The sequence below is a fragment of the Pseudomonas sp. Irchel s3f10 genome, from assembly GCF_900187515.1.
Lineage (GTDB): Bacteria > Pseudomonadota > Gammaproteobacteria > Pseudomonadales > Pseudomonadaceae > Aquipseudomonas > Aquipseudomonas tensinigenes.
The window spans coordinates 45,198-61,851 of record NZ_FYDZ01000023.1; the positions used below are offsets into that span (position 1 = coordinate 45,198).

Genomic DNA, 16,654 nt, shown 5'->3' on the forward strand with positions numbered 1-16,654 from the left:
CCTCAGTCTGTGGTCGCCAATGCCGGTGAGGGCATCGGTTTGGGCCGGTGGAACAACCGCTCAAGCCACAAGTATATGACTGGAGTGGTGAACAACGTCAGCATCTGGCTGACCAGCAAACCGCCCACCACCGCGATCCCCAGCGGTTGGCGCAGTTCGGCGCCGGTGCCGTAACCGAGCATCAGCGGCAGCGCGCCGAGCAGAGCGGCGAGGGTGGTCATGATGATCGGCCGGAACCGCGTGATGCACGCCTCGAAAATTGCATCCTGCGGCGACAGACCTCGATGGCGCTGCGCTTCGAGGGCGAAGTCGATCATCAGGATGCCGTTCTTCTTGACGATACCGATCAGCAACACCAGGCCGATCAAGGCCATGATCGAAAAGTCCTGACCGCAGATCCATAGCATGATCACCGCACCCAAGCCTGCCGCTGGCAACGTCGAAATGATCGTCAGCGGATGTACGAAGCTTTCATAAAGCACACCGAGAATGATGTACACCGCCACCAGCGCCGCGAGGATAAGCCACGGCTGACTGGCCAACGAACTCTGGAACGCTTGAGCCGCACCCTGGAAATTGCCGCTGATCGCGGTTGGCATGCCGATCTCGGCCTTGGCCTGATTGAGCAGAATCACCGCATCACCCAACGCCACACCGGGCGCCAAGTTGAACGACAGGTTGGCCGCCGGGAACATCCCGTCATGGGCAATCGACAACGGGCCAATGGTCGGCGCATCGAATTTGGCCAGCGCTGACAGCGGCACCATCTCGCCACTCAGCGGTGAGCGCAGGTAGAAATAGTTGAGGCTTTCGGCCTTGCCGCGTTGTTTGGTGTCCAGCTCCAGAATCACGTTGTACTGATTGACCTGAGTCTGGAATTCGTTGATCTGCCGCTGGCCAAAGGCGTCGTACAGCGCCTCATCGACATCGCTGGCGGTCAGGCCGAAACGCGCGGCGGCGCTGCGGTCGATGCTGATGTGGGTGATGCTGCCGCCCAGTTGCAGGTCGTTGGAAATGTCGCGGAACGCCGGGTTGCTGCGCAGTTTTTCCGTGAGGCGTTGCGTCCATGTCGCGAGGGTCGCGCCGTCATTACTCTTCAGCACATATTGATACTGCGCGCGGCTCGGGCCGGAGCTGAGGTTGATGTCCTGGCCGGCGCGCAGATAGAGGACGATGCCGGGGACTTTCATCAGTTGCGGACGGATGCGGTCGATGAACTGGCTGGCGCTGACGTCACGGTCGCCGCGTTTTTTCAGGGCGATCCAGAAACGGCCGTTGGCGATGGTTTGGTTGCTGCCGGAAACGCCAACTGAGTGGGAAAACGCCTGCACGGCTGGGTCGGCGGCGACGATTTCGGCCATCGCCAAGTGTTTTTTCACCATGTCGCCGTAGGAAATATCCGCCGCGGCTTCAGTGGTACCGAGGACGAAACCGGTGTCCTGCACCGGGAAGAATCCTTTCGGGATAAAGATGTAACCGCCGATGGCCAGCGCCAGCGACAGACCGAACACGCCAATCATCAATTTCTGATGGGCGAGGGCGCGGCGCAAACCTTTCTCGTACCAGCCGAGCAAGCGTTCGCTGAAGCCCGGTTTGGCGTGGGCGTGATGCTCCGGTTTGCGCATGAACAGCGCTGCCAGCGTCGGCGCGAGGGTCAACGAGACCACCACGGAAATCATGATGGTCGAGGTCGCGGTCAGGGCGAATTCCTTGAACAGTCGACCGACTACGCCGCCCATGAACAGCAGCGGAATGAATGCCGCCACCAGCGAGAAGCTGATCGAGACCACGGTGAAGCCAATCTCGCCGGCGCCCTTGATCGCCGCTTCGCGCATGTCGTCGCCGGCCTCCAGATGCCGGTGGATGTTTTCCACCACCACGATCGCATCGTCGACGACGAAGCCGACCGCGACGACGATCGCCACCAGCGTCAGGTTGTTCAGGCTGAAACCGAGGATGTACATCAGGGCGAAACTGGCGATCAACGACACGCCGAGCACTGCCGAGACAATCAGGGTCGCCGACAACTGGCGCAGGAACAGTGCCATCACCGCGACCACCAGCATGATTGCGATCAACAGGGTGATTTCCACTTCATGCAGCGAGGCGCGAATGGTCTGGGTGCGGTCGATCAGGGTTTTGACTTGCACCGAGGCTGGCAGCATCGCTTCGAGGCCGGGCAGGGCGGCTTGAATGCGGTCAACGGTTTCAACGATGTTGGCGCCGGGCTGGCGCGAGATCACCAGGTTCACACCGGGTTGATCACCGGCCCACGCTTGCACGTAGGCATCTTCCGAACCGTTGACGACTTTGGCGACATCACGCAGGTGAACCGGGGCGCCATCCTTGTAGGAAACGATGAGTTGGCTGTAGTCCTCGGGGTGGAACAACTGGTCGTTGGTCGACAGCGTCGAGATGCTCGATTCGCCGTACAGCGCGCCTTTGGCGAGGTTGAGGCTGGTCTGCTGAATCGCCAGTCGGATGTCGGCGAGGGTCAAGCCGATCGCCGCGAGCTTGTCCGCCGAGGCTTGTACGCGGATCGCCGGACGTTGCTGACCGGTGATGTTGATTTGTCCTACGCCGTCGATCTGACTGATCTGACGCGAGAGCAGGGTTTCCACCAGGTCGCTGAGTTCGGTGCCGGGCATTTGCGTCGAGCTGACGCTGAGGATCAGCACCGGGCTGTCGGCCGGGTTGACCTTCTTCCAGGTTGGCAGCGTCGGCATGTCCTTGGGCAGTTTGCCGGCAGCGGTGTTGATCGCCGCTTGGACTTCCTGGGCGGCGGTGTCGATGCTTTTATCGAGGGTGAATTGCAGGGTCAGCAGACTTGAGCCCAGTGCGCTGCTCGAGGTCATCTGGGTCATGCCGGGGATGGCGCTGAATTGCACCTCCAGCGGCGTGGCCACGGACGAGGCCATGGTGTCGGGGCTTGCGCCGGGCAACTGCGCTGAGACCTGGATTGTAGGAAATTCCGCTTCCGGCAGTGGGGCGATTGGCAAGCGCGGGAAGGCAATCAAACCGACCAGCACCAAAGCGATGGTCAACAAAATTGTCGCGACCGGGTGATCGATGCACCACGTGGAGACGCCTTTGTGCGCCTTCATGGTTTCGGCTCCGCTTGCACCACCTGCGCCGGCTCGCTCATGACTTGCACCGTTGAACCCGGTTTAAGCCGCGACTGGCCGTCGGTGACCAGCACATCACCGGCCTTCACGCCTTTGATGATGTCCTGGCCGCTGCCTTGGTAAACCATCTGCACCTGCACGGCTTCAACCTTGTCGCCATTCACCCGGTAAACGAAGTGTTGGTCGAGGCCGCGTTGTACGACTGTCGGCGGGACGACCAACGCATCTTTGTCGAGGGCTGTCTGAATTTTTACCGTGACCAGCAGGCCGGGCCAGAGCTTCTGGCTGGCGTTGTCGAATTCGGCCTTGGCGCGGATGGTGCCGGTGTTGGCGTTGATCTGGTTGTCGATCAGGGTCAGGTGCCCTTCGCCGAGCAGGTTGCCGGTTTCGCCATCGGTGTCGGCGCCGATGTAGGCCTTGACCTGTGCGCGTTGCGGATCGTTGATCAAGCCTTGGAGGGTCGGCAGCATTTGCTGCGGCAGGGAAAACTCGACGGCGATCGGGTCGATCTGGGTGACGGTGAACAGGCCGGCGGTGTCGGTCATGCGCAGGAAGTTGCCTTCGTCGACTGTGCGAATACCGACGCGGCCGGTGACTGGGGAGCGGATCTGCGTGTAGGAAAGTTGTACCTGCGCCGCGTCAATCGAGGCCTGGTTGCCTTGGGCGGTGGCCTTCAGTTGGTTGACCAGGGCTTGTTGCTGGTCGTAGGTCTGTTTCGAGATGCCGTCGTCGACGGTGAGCAGTTTGTAGCGTTTGAGGTTGACCAGGGCAACTTGCAGTTGCGCCTGGCTTTCGCCCAGTTGGGCGCGTGTCTGGTCGAGGCTGGCGCGGATGGAGCGGTCGTCGATGGTGGCCAGCAGGTCGCCTGCTTTGACGAGTTGGCCTTCTTTGACGAGGATTTTGGTGAGGATGCCGTCGATCTGGGGGCGTACTACGACGCTGTGTAATGAGAGTACGGAGCCGATGCCGCTGGTGTAGCGGGGGACGTCTTTTTCGCTGACCGCTATGACTCGCACCGGGATGGCGGTGGGGGTGGCGAGTTTGGTCGGGGCGGGTTTCAGGGTGTACCACAGACCTGCGCCTGCGAGGACGATCAATAGGGTGGCGAGCAGGGCTTTGTTCTTTTGGATTCGCATGCGAGGTGGGCGCCGGACGGAGTTTGGGCAGGGTTAGGGTCTTTATAAACTTGTTTGGGGGTCAGGAGGGTGACGGCTAGCTGTCGGCGCTGTCAGTTTCGCTGGGTGCATATCCGTTGCTGCGGGTGTGGCTGATTACGGTTCCGCCCTTACGGCGGGTCACTTTTTACAAACGCCTAAAAAGTAACCAAAAACGCTTGCTCCTACGTGCGGCCCGCTCGCTGGGGCTCGGGGTTCCTTCGCTGCGGGATCGATCCGGGCGCAGCGTCTACGGTTTGCTTCGCTGCACCTCCTCTCGCTGTGTTTGGCTGCGCCAAACGGTCGCTGCGCTCCCACGCCCGGATCAATCCCTCCACTCAGCCTTCCGACGTCGCCCGTGGATCAAGATCAAGAGCAGGCGAGCTGACACTCGGCCTATTGAGTGGTGAGGAGCACAGCGTGGTCGGCTTTTGTTTTTGCGGTGCTCTTGCCCCTCACCCCAGCCCTCTCCCGAGGGAGAGGGGGCCGATTTGTGGTCTTTTCAAGGCTGGAGTTCAACGCGGTATCGCACGTCGGCGTAGTTCTACCAAACAACTCGGTCAGTCCCCTCTCCCTCCGGGAGAGGGCTAGGGTGAGGGGCTTTTGATCTGTTTCAAAACCTGAGTTCAACACGGTATCGCACGTCGGCGTAGCTCTGCCAAACACCTCGGTCAGTTCCCTCTCCCTCTGGGAGAGGGCTAGGGTGAGGGGCTTTTGATCTGTTTCAAAACCTGAGTTCAACACGGTATCGCACGTCGGCGTAGCTCTGCCAAACACCTCGGTCAGTCCCCTCTCACTCTGGGAGAGGGCTAGGGTGAGGGTTGGCTTTTGGCTGTTTAAATTTGTGTCAAATAACCAGAACCTTCCCACAAGGTTTTCAGGTTGTCCGTCGGACGTGCGCTCTCTAGTCTTGGGTTGTCGCCGAAGACTCGGTGATCGGGTGTGAGAACCCTGAAAAATTAGTGAATCAGTCCATCAGTCCGCATAATTGCCGGCGGCTTGTCCGCTGCTTGCAAATGCTTCATGGCGGCTGTGTGCGGGCAGACTTCGGTCTGGCCGGTTTCCTATTTTTCCGGTTTCTCACCCCGCACATAGCTGCCACCCACTTCGCCGCGTGAGAAACGGCAAGGGATGGCTCCCATTTGCAAAATAGGGTTTCCAATGACTAAGCCAGTTCCAGATCCACCCATCGATCCCACCACCCCACTCGAAGACGCCATCCGCGCCGACGACCAGATCAAAACCCGCGAAGCCATCAAGCGCGCCCTCGACTTCTACCTCTGTCCCGAGCCGGTTAAACCGCGTCAGCCCAGTACGATGTTCCTCATCCACCCGAACATCGACACCGAAAGCCTGCTGGCCCACGCCTGCGAATCACTGGCTTCAGCCAATGTCATGGCCGGTGATCTGGCCGATCAGCTCAGTCGTCCGCAGCGCAGTACGGCGCTGGCGATCCAGCAGATCGTCATGCTTGCCGAGCTGGCGGTGAACCGGGCGCTGGATCGGGTTGATCCACAAACGTAATCCGTCTGAACACCGCGTCATCGTTCTTCGCGAGCAGGCTCGCTCCCACCGTTTGAAGCGCAGTCCACCTGTGGGAGCGAGCCTGCTCGCGAAGACGTCTGATTGGGCACCCCATCTCTAACGGCAATTATTTGTTGAGCAGTCCCAAAAATGGACCGATCAGTCCCAATCAGGGACCTATTTGCCCACTACGCTTCTCAAGATCCGTCCCTGCACGCGGATAAACATTGTGTAGCCCGGGTTCTCTGGGCCGCTCAACCCGGGAGTGTCTTGAAATGAAGCTGAAAACCGTACTGCCCTGCGTGCTTCTCTTGCTTCCACTCACTACGTTTGCAGCGCCTGCCAGTCAATCCGGCGAGATCCGCTTTACCGGGCAAATCGTTGATTCGGGCTGTCAGGTCGGACCGGTCGGGGCGTTTGCGTCTCGTGAGTCTCGCCAGATCGAAATCAAACCCGGCGTGAAAGTCGATGTCGACTCCGATCGCAACGCTTGCAGTCATCAGTCGCTGCCGATTTCCATGCGCTACGAAGCGCTGAAGACCTCGACCGACAAAGGCATCGTCATCATCAGTTACCTGTAAACCGTTCGGCGTGCGCTGCAAATCTTCAGGTGCCCAACCTTGGCGCACAGGTATACTGCGCGCCTTCGCGGCTCACTGATCGGGCCCGACTTTTTGCTTTCCGGAGCTTTTATGACTTCCCCGACCCTGCCGCCGGTTGACGACGCCGTGAGCGATGTCCCGGCTGAACTGGCCGAAACCAGCGATACCAAAGCCGAAATCCCGGCCTTCAAATTTCCGTTCAAGCCGGGCGAGCTGGCCTCTGCCAAAGGCTCGAACCAGCCGTGGTACAAGAACGGCGCCAAGAATGGCCACACCAAGACCCCGGGCATGGCGCCGCCGGGTACCCGTCGTTCGATGGGCAAGCGCTGATCTGTTCTTGAGGTAATCGCACCAAGACGCAGAATATTCCCACAGAGATAGCAGATTCGCCCTCTGGGAATCCAAGCGACCTTTCGTCAAAGATTCATGCCCCGTGAACGCTTTGATAAAGGTCGCTTCCATGTCTCTGGCAAAAATCCTGTCCGCTTTGTCGCTGTTAGCCCTGACCACCGGTTGTGTGTCGTCGACGGTCGAGCCGACGCTGCGGTTTGGCGTCGAACCTCTCGTACCCCCCTTTGAAAGTCGCAACGATAAAGGTGAACTGGTCGGACTCAACATCGAGTTGGGCAATGCCTTGTGCGCCGAACTGCAAAAACGTTGCGTGTGGGTCGATCAGGATTACGCGACCAATATCGTGGCGCTTGAGGCCAATCGTTTCGACGTGATCATGCCGATGACGGCCACCCCGGCGCGGCGGGAACGCATCGATTTCACTGAAAACCTCTACCCGTTGAGCAGCCAGTTGGTCGCGCGCAAGGGGACGCATCTGCAACCTGATGCCAAATCACTCCAAGGCACACGTATTGGTGTGTTGGCCGGCACCAGTCGCGAGGCGTTCGCCAAGGCGCGCTGGGCTGAGTCGGGTGTGACGATTCGTAGTTTTCAATTCAACGATCAACTGATTGCGAGTCTGCAGAGCGGTGAAATCGATGCCACCTTGCAGGATTCCATCGAAATCATGCACGCATTCTTGAGCCGGCCGCAGGGTCAGGCGTTCGGTTTTGCAGGACCGGCGCTCAAGGACCCGATGCTGGGCACGGGCGTGGCCATGGCTTTGCGCAAAACCGACAGCAAACTGCGTGATGAACTCAATGCGGCCCTCGAGCGTTTAAAACAGAGCGGCCAGTATCAGGCGATCACTGAGCGCTATCTGTCGTCTGCTATCAGCGACTTCCCCCGCTATCGAGCCAAGGCGCAGGATTTGCCGTTTTCCGATTCCGTACAGATTGGTGAGACGATCTACTTGTCCGGTGTGCTCGGGCTGGATGTCGATGGCCAACTGGCGGCGGGCGGGATTCGTCCGCAGATGGTTCAGGTCATGGAGAATCTGCGTAGCGCGCTGGACCGAAGTGGTTCATCTCTCGCGCACGTGGCCAAGTGCACCGTGATTCTCACCGACGTCAAGGATTTCGCCGGAATGAACGAGGTTTATCGCCGCTATTTCCCTGCCGACCGGTTACCTGCTCGCACGACGTTCGCGGGCAAGCAACTGGTGGTGCCGGGAGCTAAAGTAGAGCTTGAGTGTCTGGCAGTGGCTGCCAGTTGAAAAAGTCGCAAGCATTCCCGTCAGCCGTCGCTGCGTTGTGCGTGCGGTTGATGGCTAAATGCATGCCGGCGCAGGCGCTTGCGCCTATGTGGCAGGCGCTCAAGCACGGACGGTCGTGGATGGGCCTGGTGAAAAATCCTCGAGATGAGGCCCGTGCAGACGCTAAAGAATCTGGATCAAGCCGCGCGCAACGAGATAAACGCATACGTCTGCGCCGGCTCCGTCACCACCTGAGCCCCGGCCGCCAACACCTGCCCGGCAACATCATCGCCCGACAGATGAAACACCCACTCACTCGGCGCAGTCGTCAACGGTTGCGCTGTCACCTGATCAATCACCGCCGCAAACGCATCCATATTCGGCAAGTACGCAGTAAACCCGTCACCCTTCAGCGCCGTGGTGCGAATCCCCAGCATCGCGCAGATCGCGTCCTTGATGCCGACGTCATCGCGATCGGCCTGGCGCGAACGTTGAATCAATTCGACCAGTTCCTGATCAACCAACTCGCCGCCAGCGATCAATACCTGCCCCTGTTGCCAGGACTCCGGCGGGCAATCCTTGGCGGCAGGGTTGAGCGGGATATGCGGATTGATTTCCGCCGGATAAATGCGGCAGACCAACGGCCGTCGCTCGTAGATCCGGCACAACTTGTCTTCGTCAAGATTCCGACAGGGGCCGACGTTGTAAGCCGCGAAGGTGATTGCCACATGGGCGTCGGTTGCGCCGCTGCGAACGACCGCTGAGCGACGTTCGGCATGTTCTCGCTGCTGCGCCGGCAGACCCAGGCCATTACCGAGAAAAGCCTCCACCAGCACAATCACCTGACCGCCATCCGCCGCCCACATGCGGGCTTCGGCCAGGGTCAGGGGAACATGGTGATCGGTGCAGCATTTGCCGCAACCTACGCAGGAAAACGTCGTATTCATTGAGCGATCTGTCTTCAATCAGGGTGTGAAACGGTGGCGGAAAACCACCGCACAGACGCTGATCGAAGCAAGTTATGCGCCACTCACCGGGCTTTGCCGGTCGGATGGATCGAGTCCCACTCGGTGACGAAGGCGGTTTTCGACTGTTTGTTGTACAGACACAGCTCGGTGCCTTGCTGGCCTTTCATATGTTTTTGCGGGTATTGGCCTTGCAGCAGAACGGCGGTGTAGCCGACTCGGTCGTCGAATTGTGCGGGGGTGCCGACCGGTTTGGCGTTTTTCAGGCCACTGGCTTTGGTGCAACTGGCGAGCACGGTTTTGTCGTAAGCGGCCCAGGCATCGGGGCTGGAGGCGTGGGCTTGAGAGGCGAGGGCGGTGAGGCAGAGCAGGCTTAAGGTGAGGGCTTTCATGGCGGGCATCCTTGGTCGTGGGTGGCCAAGGTTGGAGTCTGCCTGAGTGTTAGAAGTTGCCTGTGCCGGCCCTTTCGCGAGCAGGCTCGCTCCCACCCTGGAATGCATTTCAAAATGTGGGAGCGAGCCTGCTCGCGATGGCGGTCGATCAGTCCGGCACCAACTCCCGGCGGACCACATACATCCCGGCACTTTCATACAAGCGCTGCGCCCGCCGGTTGTCTTCCAGCACCTTCAGATCGACAAACCCTTCGCGCCGCTGCTGAAACACCTTGAATGCTTTGAGCAACAGCGCCCGGCCCAATCCGCGCCCCTGCATGCGCGGATGCACCACCAGATTCTTGATATAGGCGCTGGTCCAGCATTGCGCCACGCCGACCACGCCTTCGGCATCGTGGGCAATAAAGCACAGGGTCGGATCGTATTCAGGATCGGTCTCGAATTGCTGCTGCCAAGTGTCCAGCGCCGGCACCCGACCGCCACCTTCGCGGTAGCCGAGTTGCATCAAATGATGCACGTCCGGCGCGAGTTCGACGGAGTACGTGCCCAGTTCAACGCCTTGAGGCCAAAGCGCATCCGGCGCGTCCTTGGCAAGATCGCGCCGCATCAAAAAACAATACGTCTGGGCCAAGACTTAGTGCCCGTGTGCGGCGACGTGTTTGGCCGCTTCGATCAGGCAGTGAGTCAGTTCCGGCGAGGAGAATTTGGTCAACACGCCGTTCGCCCCGGCCAGCCGCGCTTTCTCGCTGTTCATCGCACTGTCGAGGGAGGTGTGCAGCAGCACGTATAAATGGGCGAAGTCGGGGGTCTCGCGCAGGGTGCGGGTGAAGGCGTAGCCGTCCATTTCGGACATTTCGATGTCGGAGACGATCAGGTTGATCTGCTGCGCAGTGCCTTGCAGGTCGAGCAGGCAGTCGATGGCTTCTTTTGCACTGCGCGCGGTGTGGCATTGCAGGCCGAGGTTGCGCAGGGTGTGTACCGATTGTTGCAGCGCCACTTGGCTATCGTCGACCACCAGAATCCGCGCATTGCCGAGCACATCAGCGTCTTCCATGCTCAGATCGGTCGGGGCCATTTCGATCTGCGCCGGGGCGATGCTGTGGATAACTTTTTCGATATCCAGTACCTGCACCAGCGTGCCGTCCACCGACGTCACGCCGGTGATGTAAGCGCGTGAACCGCCGGAGCCGAATGGCGGTGGTTTGATGTCGGTGGTCAGGCAGTGGACGATTTTGCTCACCGCTTGTACGTGCAGGCCCTGCTTGGAGCGGCTGACGTCGGTGACGATCAGGCAGCCGCCGTTCGGATCTTCGAGCGGACGCTCACCGATCGCGCGGCTAAGGTCGATGACCGACAGCGAGGCGCCGCGCAGGGTGGCGATGCCTTTAACGTGCGGGTGCGACTCCGGCAGTTTGGTCAGCGGCGGGCAGGGGATGATTTCACTGACTTTCAGCAGGTTGATCGCCATCAGCTTGCCGCTGCGCAAGGTAAACAGCAGAAGCGAAAGTGAATCTGCGCGGGCTTTGGTGGAGGACATATGAACCTTCTGTGGAAAGGTGGTGGGCGAGGGTGGAAATCGCCAGAAACTATTGATGCCGGGTTATCGGCGTTAAAGGGGTGGGCTTTAGGTTAGTTGTCGGGTTGTGTTTCGATCAAAAGCCAAAGCCCCTCACCCCAGCCCTCTCCCGGAGGGAGAGGGGGCCGATCGGGGTATATTGTAGTAATTCACCGACCTGAACCTGCTCTGCCGAATCCATAATCGACTCGATGTTTCAGGTCTGCGTATTGTGCAAGACACCTCGGTCAGTCCCCTCTCCCTCAGGGAGAGGGCTAGGCTGAGGGTGGGCTTTTAGCTCTTCATGCCCAACCGCTTGGCCATCCGCCCAAGATTTGCCCGATCCAGCCCCAACTCCCGCGCCGCACGCGCCCAGTTATCCTGATTGCGCTCCAGCGCCGCACTGATCAAACGCCGCTGATACTGCTCGGTCGCACTGCGCAAATCCCCTCTGATCAACGGCATCTCAGCCACGACACCGGCAACCGCTTCAACCGAGTTATCCACAACCTCGCGCGGCAAATCCAGATCCGCCGCGCTCAGACTGAGTATCTTCGGCCGCACCTTGCAGTTGCCCAGCGCTTTCAACGCACTGCGCCCGATCAAGTGCTCAAGCTCGCGCACGTTACCCGGCCAAGTGTAGGCGAGCAGCGCTTCCTGAGCGTCGCTGTTCAGGCGCAGGCTGTTGAGGCCCATGCGCGAGCGGTTCTGTTCGAGGAAAAAACCGCTGAGCAACAACACATCGCGGCCACGATCACGCAGCGCCGGTACGCGTAGCGGGTACACACTCAGGCGATGGTAAAAGTCGGCGCGATAGCGACCGCTGCGCACTTCTTCGGCCAGGTCGCGGTTGGTCGCGGCAATCAGGCGCACATCGACCTGATGCTCCTTGTCCGAGCCCAAACGCTGCAACTGACCGCTCTGCAAAACACGCAGCAATTTCGCCTGCACGGTCAGCGACAACTCGCCGACCTCATCGAGAAACAGCGTGCCGCCATTGGCCAGTTCGAATTTGCCGCGACGGTCGCTGGTGGCGCCGGTGAAGGCGCCGCGCACGTGGCCGAACAGTTCGCTTTCGACCAGCGTATCCGGCAGTGCGGCGCAGTTGAGGCTGATGACCGGTTTGTCGGCGCGCGGTGACGCGGCGTGGATGGCCTGGGCGACCAGCTCTTTGCCGACCCCGGTTTCGCCGGTGATCAACACGGTCAGATCGCTGCCGCCGACCAGATTGATTTCTTCTACTAACTTCTTCAGCGCCTTGCTCTGGCCGATCATTTCGCGATTCTGCTGGCCGCTGGCCTGACGATAAACCTCGGCGCGCTGGTGTTCGTCTTCTGCGCGATTGGCCAGGCGTTGAATGCGTTCGGCAGCATTGACCGTGGCCGAAGCGAGGCTGGCGAAGGCTTGCAAGGCGTCGAGTTCGATCGGTTCGAAACGCTCGGGGTCGAGGGCGTCGAGGGTAATCAGGCCCCAGAGCTTTTCATCGACGAATAAAGGACAGCCGAGGCAATCGTGAACCTCCAGATGCTCATCGAGGCCGTTGACCAGACCGTCATAAGGATCGGGCAAGTCGCTGTCGGCGGCGAATCGCGTGGGTCCGGCACCGCTGAGGAGTATTTCGAAGCGCGGATGCTCGCTGACCTTGAAGCGCCGGCCGAGGGTGTCGGTGCTCAAACCGTCCACCGCCAGCGGCACCAGCGCTTCGCCGTCGAGGCGCAACAATGCAGCGGCATCGCAGGGCAGCAGGGCGCGCATGGCTTCGAGCAGGCGTCGGTAACGCTCGCCCTCGGGCAGTTCGCGGGACAGGTCGGAGACGAGAGGCAGCAGGGTGGTAAGCAAGGATTTGGCGATCATGGTCTTGTAGTCAAAGAGACAAGATGTAGTCGGGATGACTATAAAGGTCTTTGAGTCTTTATGACTACTATGTTTTCAAGCTATTGATTTATATAGATAGAATAGTTGGCATAAAACCTGATAAGCCTAAGGTAACTTTTCAAAGAAGCTCAGGAGTCCACCTTATGCTTAGCGTCCAGGATCGTGCCATCGTCAAATCCACCGTGCCTCTGCTGGAAAGCGGCGGTGAAGCGCTGATCACTCACTTCTACCGCATGATGCTCTCTGAATACCCGGAAGTTCGCCCGCTGTTCAACCAGGCGCACCAGGCCAGCGGTGACCAGCCGCGCGCGCTGGCCAACGGCGTGTTGATGTATGCGCGGCACATCGATCAGCTCGACCAGTTGGGCGATCTGGTGGCGAAAATCATCAACAAACACGTGGCCCTGCAGATCCTCCCGGAACACTACCCGATTGTCGGCGCCTGCCTGCTGCGCGCCATTTCCGAAGTGCTCGGCGAAGAGATTGCCACACCGGAAGTGATGAGCGCCTGGGGCGCGGCGTACGGGCAACTGGCGGACATTCTGATCGGTGCCGAAACCGCGATCTACGACCAGAAAGAACAAGCCGTTGGCGGCTGGCGCGGGGCGCGGGAGTTTATCGTCGCGGCCAAGGTCGAGGAGTGCGCGGAAATTATTTCGTTCTACTTCGAGCCGGCAGACAAAGGCCCGATTCTGGCCGCCGAACCGGGCCAGTACATCGGCATGAAGCTGATCCTCGATGGCGAAGAAATCCGCCGCAATTACTCGTTGTCGGCATTGGCGAATAACGGTCAGTACCGCATCAGCGTCAAGCGAGAACCAGGCGGCCGTGCCTCCAACCACTTGCACGATCAACTGCAGGTCGGCGCCAGCATTCAGCTGTTCCCGCCATCGGGTGAGTTCACCTTGGCTGCGAGCGACAAACCCTTGGTGCTGATCAGCGGTGGCGTCGGCATTACTCCGACTCTGGCGATGCTCGAAGCGGCGCTGGAAACCGAGCGGCCGGTGCACTTTATCCATTGCGCGCGTAATGGCAGCGTGCATGCGTTCCGTGACTGGATTGATGAGCTGGCTGAGCGCCATCCGCAACTCAAGCGTTTTTACTGCTATGCCGAAGATGACGGCGTGAGCCCGGCGGCGGACAAGGTCGGGATGCTGGATCAGGCACTGCTTGGCGAGTGGTTGCCGGCTCAGCGCGATGTCGATGCTTACTTCCTTGGGCCGAAGGGCTTCATGGGCGCGATCAAGCGGCATTTAAAGGCATTGGGCGTACCCGAAAAGCAGAGCCGTTATGAGTTCTTCGGGCCGGCTTCAGCTCTGGAATAATTCTTAAGACCGAGTCGCCTGAATCGCGAGCAGGCTCACTCCTACAGGGGCGGAGGCGTACATGAAAACGGTGTACGACGCAGATCCCTTGTAGGAGTGAGCCTGCTCGCGATGGCCGTTACACGATCCTGACTCTTGAAAAGTGTTTGAAGGTTAATCGTTTCTTAACCGCTTTATCGTTTATTGCCCCGGTGTAGACTTGCGACAATCTTCAGCCGCGAGTCAGCTGAACCATGGACATATAAAGGAAACGCGATGAGCGAGGAAACGATTCGACTGGGACGTGAGCGGCGCTTTCTGGTGCTGCTGGGCATCATCTGCCTGGCACTGATCGGCGGTGCGCTGTACATGCAGATCGTGCTCGGCGAAGCACCGTGCCCACTGTGCATTTTGCAGCGCTATGCATTGCTGCTGATCGCGCTGTTCGCGTTCATCGGCGCGGCGATGCGTACCCGTCGCAGCATTACCGTGTTCGAAGTACTGGTGGTGATTTGCGCGCTTGCCGGGGCGGCTGTGGCCGGGCATCACGTGTACACCCAGTTCTATCCGGCGGTCAGCTGCGGCATCGATGTGCTGCAGCCGATTGTCGATGATCTGCCGCTGGCGAAGATTTTCCCGCTGGGCTTCCAGGTCGACGGTTTCTGCTCGACGCCGTACCCGCCGATCCTTGGCCTGTCGCTGGCGCAATGGGCGCTCGTGGCGTTCGTGCTGGTGGTGATCCTGGTGCCGCTGCTGACCTCGCGTAATCGAAAGGCACTGCGCTGAGTCAACTATTCGGCTGTCTGGCCGATACAGAAAACGCCCCGATTTGCGGATCAGCCAATCGGGGCGTTTTTGCATTTCAGAGTGTTTGTGAAAACACCGTGACGGACGGCAAGGCAGGGTGTGGCAAGTGTGCGACATGTTGTCACACGCGCGGTGTCGCAGGACGCTTCAGTGATGCGGAATCGGGCGTTGTTACAAAAAAGGATTGGTCTGCTTCGGGGTTTTTCGGCTTTAGCACGCGGGTGCCAGAGCAGGCAGTTTTAACAAGCGCGGGCATATGGCCAAAAGCCTTGGGTTATCGGGGCTTGCGCTGTTCGAGCGTTCGGAAAAAGCCTTCAGAGCTGTCTGAACTGACGCGGGTACACCTACATTTTTTGGTGTTTTTGTTGAGAATTGATTTCGATAAGATGCGGAACTTTTGCAAAAATGGCGATGGATTGTTGCTCGAACGGATAAAAATTATTTCGGGATAAGACATGGTGTATAGGGCGCTACCTATCTACAATCGCCCGCACTGAATTCCCGGCACTGTTCAGCCTTTATTAAGGAACGCTTTTTATTAAGGCGCTGCGCAGAAAGTCGGGTGTCGAGTGAGTCGCAAGGCTTCCAAGACACCCAGGTGTCGGTGCCTTCCAACTTTCCGCACCAAATGGAATTGGTCTGTAACAAGGCCTTTGACCACGAATTCGAATAAGAACTGACCGCTGTCCCAGGTTTTGTCGAGCGTCTGACGCGCGACGGGCGGCCCTTATTCAATCCAAAGAAAATGCCAACCCTTGGCAGGGTGAAGTGTTGGCGATCAAAACCCAACTGCATTGCGCAAGCTGCTTTAGAGGTCGTGAGATGAGTAAAAACAGGTACCCCAGATTACTAGGCCTAGTGCCGCTGCTCGGCACGTTGTTGCTGGGAGGCTGCAACATGACCTTGCTCAATCCAACGGGCCAGGTCGGCCTGGAACAGCGCAACCTGATCATCACCGCGACCCTGCTGATGCTATTGGTCGTTGTGCCGGTTATCGTCATGACCTTCCTGTTCGCCTGGAAGTACCGCGCGTCGAACAAGAACGCCGTCTACACCCCGAAATGGTCGCACTCGACCAAAATCGAAGTGGCAGTCTGGACCATCCCGGTTCTGATCATCATTGCCCTGGGTTACATCACCTACATTTCGACCCACGAACTGGACCCGTATCGTCCGATTCAATCCGACGTCAAGCCTGTGACCATCGAAGTGGTCGCGCTGGACTGGAAGTGGCTGTTCATCTACCCGGAACAAGGCATTGCCACGGTCAACAAGATCGTGTTCCCGGCGCACACGCCAATCAACTTCAAGATCACCTCTGACGCTGTGATGAACTCGTTCTTCATCCCGGGTCTGGGCGGCCAGATCTACGCGATGGCGGGCATGCAGACCAAGCTGCACCTGATCGCTGACCGTAACGCTGAAATGGACGGTATCTCCGCCAACTACAGCGGCGCGGGTTTCACCGGTATGAAATTCAAGGCTATCTCCACCACTCAGGAAGATTTCGACGCCTGGGTAAGTGAAGTCAAGAAGTCACCTAAACAGCTTGATCAAGCTGAATACGCGGCCCTTGCCAAACCGAGCCAGAACAACCCAGTCGAGCTCTACTCCTCGGTCACGCCGAACCAGTTCCAGATCATCGTCGACAAGTACGAAGGTATGAAGCCGGGCAAGCCGCTGAAGCACGAGAAGAAAGAGAAAGAAGTGGCGGCCACGGAAATTGACTCGAGTTCGCATTCAGCTGCCGGGGCAGAGGAGTAAAC

The 16,654-nt window shown here is 59.1% G+C and carries 14 protein-coding genes; 7 read left to right on the plus strand and 7 right to left on the minus strand.

Annotated elements, in window-relative coordinates; genetic code table 11:
- Window positions 1-2: 2 nt before the first annotated feature.
- Complete coding sequence (locus tag CKW17_RS28515) at window positions 3-3,104, minus strand: multidrug efflux RND transporter permease subunit (RefSeq protein WP_016986470.1); 3,102 nt, start codon at window positions 3,102-3,104, stop codon at window positions 3-5.
- Entirely contained in the window at window positions 3,101-4,261 is a 1,161-nt protein-coding gene (locus tag CKW17_RS28520) for an efflux RND transporter periplasmic adaptor subunit (RefSeq protein WP_095123211.1), read from the minus strand. The genes CKW17_RS28515 and CKW17_RS28520 overlap by 4 nt, the downstream gene beginning before the upstream one ends.
- A 1,179-nt stretch (window positions 4,262-5,440) precedes the next feature.
- Between CKW17_RS28520 and CKW17_RS28530 the strand changes: the two genes are divergently transcribed.
- The 4 genes from CKW17_RS28530 (at window position 5,441) to CKW17_RS28545 (ending at window position 8,011) form a co-directional block, all read left to right on the plus strand.
- Window positions 5,441-5,803, plus strand: a complete 363-nt coding sequence (locus CKW17_RS28530; RefSeq protein ID WP_016985602.1) for a DUF6124 family protein — start codon at window positions 5,441-5,443, stop codon at window positions 5,801-5,803.
- A gap of 275 nt (window positions 5,804-6,078) precedes the next feature.
- Window positions 6,079-6,384, plus strand: coding sequence for a hypothetical protein (locus CKW17_RS28535; protein ID WP_095123215.1), 306 nt, complete (start codon window positions 6,079-6,081; stop codon window positions 6,382-6,384).
- A gap of 111 nt (window positions 6,385-6,495) precedes the next feature.
- A complete protein-coding gene (locus CKW17_RS28540; RefSeq protein WP_034156076.1) occupies window positions 6,496-6,735 on the plus strand; it encodes a hypothetical protein in 240 nt (79 codons plus the stop codon).
- Between the two features lie 130 nt (window positions 6,736-6,865).
- Window positions 6,866-8,011, plus strand: a complete 1,146-nt coding sequence (locus tag CKW17_RS28545) for a transporter substrate-binding domain-containing protein (RefSeq protein WP_095123217.1) — start codon at window positions 6,866-6,868, stop codon at window positions 8,009-8,011.
- A 176-nt stretch (window positions 8,012-8,187) separates the two neighbouring features.
- Here the strand turns inward: CKW17_RS28545 and CKW17_RS28550 are convergent, their stop codons facing one another.
- The 5 genes from CKW17_RS28550 to norR all read right to left on the minus strand — a co-directional run bounded on the left by CKW17_RS28550 (window position 8,188) and on the right by norR (window position 12,756).
- Window positions 8,188-8,937 carry a YkgJ family cysteine cluster protein gene (locus tag CKW17_RS28550; RefSeq protein WP_095123219.1) on the minus strand — a complete coding sequence of 250 codons (750 nt, stop codon included), beginning with the start codon at window positions 8,935-8,937 and terminating at the stop codon, window positions 8,188-8,190.
- Between the two features lie 83 nt (window positions 8,938-9,020).
- Entirely contained in the window at window positions 9,021-9,347 is a 327-nt protein-coding gene (locus tag CKW17_RS28555; RefSeq protein ID WP_095123221.1) for a hypothetical protein, read from the minus strand.
- A gap of 148 nt (window positions 9,348-9,495) precedes the next feature.
- Complete coding sequence (locus CKW17_RS28560; protein WP_095123222.1) at window positions 9,496-9,954, minus strand: N-acetyltransferase; 459 nt, start codon at window positions 9,952-9,954, stop codon at window positions 9,496-9,498.
- A 27-nt stretch (window positions 9,955-9,981) separates the two neighbouring features.
- The gene (locus CKW17_RS28565; protein ID WP_007916955.1) at window positions 9,982-10,884 is read right to left on the minus strand and encodes a chemotaxis protein CheV; all 903 of its coding nucleotides are present in this window, start codon (window positions 10,882-10,884) and stop codon (window positions 9,982-9,984) included.
- A 312-nt stretch (window positions 10,885-11,196) separates the two neighbouring features.
- A complete protein-coding gene (gene norR / locus CKW17_RS28570; protein ID WP_095123224.1) occupies window positions 11,197-12,756 on the minus strand; it encodes a nitric oxide reductase transcriptional regulator NorR in 1,560 nt (519 codons plus the stop codon).
- A 164-nt stretch (window positions 12,757-12,920) separates the two neighbouring features.
- Between norR and hmpA the strand changes: the two genes are divergently transcribed.
- The 3 genes from hmpA to cyoA all read left to right on the plus strand — a co-directional run bounded on the left by hmpA (window position 12,921) and on the right by cyoA (window position 16,652).
- Entirely contained in the window at window positions 12,921-14,102 is a 1,182-nt protein-coding gene (gene hmpA / locus CKW17_RS28575; RefSeq protein ID WP_095123226.1) for an NO-inducible flavohemoprotein, read from the plus strand.
- A 255-nt stretch (window positions 14,103-14,357) separates the two neighbouring features.
- Window positions 14,358-14,867 (plus strand): disulfide bond formation protein B, encoded by a 510-nt coding sequence (locus CKW17_RS28580; protein WP_095123228.1) that lies wholly within the window; start codon window positions 14,358-14,360, stop codon window positions 14,865-14,867.
- Between the two features lie 843 nt (window positions 14,868-15,710).
- A complete protein-coding gene (cyoA, locus tag CKW17_RS28590; protein WP_007916947.1) occupies window positions 15,711-16,652 on the plus strand; it encodes a ubiquinol oxidase subunit II in 942 nt (313 codons plus the stop codon).
- Window positions 16,653-16,654: the final 2 nt, after the last annotated feature.

Bases quoted from the DNA above. Each gene is read 5' to 3' on its own strand.
- CKW17_RS28515 (WP_016986470.1), bottom strand. From the start codon at position 3,104: ATGAAGGCGCACAAAGGCGTCTCCACGTGGTGCATCGATCACCCGGTC.
- CKW17_RS28520 (WP_095123211.1), bottom strand. From the start codon at position 4,261: ATGCGAATCCAAAAGAACAAAGCCCTGCTCGCCACCCTATTGATCGTC.
- CKW17_RS28530 (WP_016985602.1), top strand. From the start codon at position 5,441: ATGACTAAGCCAGTTCCAGATCCACCCATCGATCCCACCACCCCACTC.
- CKW17_RS28535 (WP_095123215.1), top strand. From the start codon at position 6,079: ATGAAGCTGAAAACCGTACTGCCCTGCGTGCTTCTCTTGCTTCCACTC.
- CKW17_RS28540 (WP_034156076.1), top strand. From the start codon at position 6,496: ATGACTTCCCCGACCCTGCCGCCGGTTGACGACGCCGTGAGCGATGTC.
- CKW17_RS28545 (WP_095123217.1), top strand. From the start codon at position 6,866: ATGTCTCTGGCAAAAATCCTGTCCGCTTTGTCGCTGTTAGCCCTGACC.
- CKW17_RS28550 (WP_095123219.1), bottom strand. From the start codon at position 8,937: ATGAATACGACGTTTTCCTGCGTAGGTTGCGGCAAATGCTGCACCGAT.
- CKW17_RS28555 (WP_095123221.1), bottom strand. From the start codon at position 9,347: ATGAAAGCCCTCACCTTAAGCCTGCTCTGCCTCACCGCCCTCGCCTCT.
- CKW17_RS28560 (WP_095123222.1), bottom strand. From the start codon at position 9,954: ATGCGGCGCGATCTTGCCAAGGACGCGCCGGATGCGCTTTGGCCTCAA.
- CKW17_RS28565 (WP_007916955.1), bottom strand. From the start codon at position 10,884: ATGTCCTCCACCAAAGCCCGCGCAGATTCACTTTCGCTTCTGCTGTTT.
- norR (WP_095123224.1), bottom strand. From the start codon at position 12,756: ATGATCGCCAAATCCTTGCTTACCACCCTGCTGCCTCTCGTCTCCGAC.
- hmpA (WP_095123226.1), top strand. From the start codon at position 12,921: ATGCTTAGCGTCCAGGATCGTGCCATCGTCAAATCCACCGTGCCTCTG.
- CKW17_RS28580 (WP_095123228.1), top strand. From the start codon at position 14,358: ATGAGCGAGGAAACGATTCGACTGGGACGTGAGCGGCGCTTTCTGGTG.
- cyoA (WP_007916947.1), top strand. From the start codon at position 15,711: ATGAGTAAAAACAGGTACCCCAGATTACTAGGCCTAGTGCCGCTGCTC.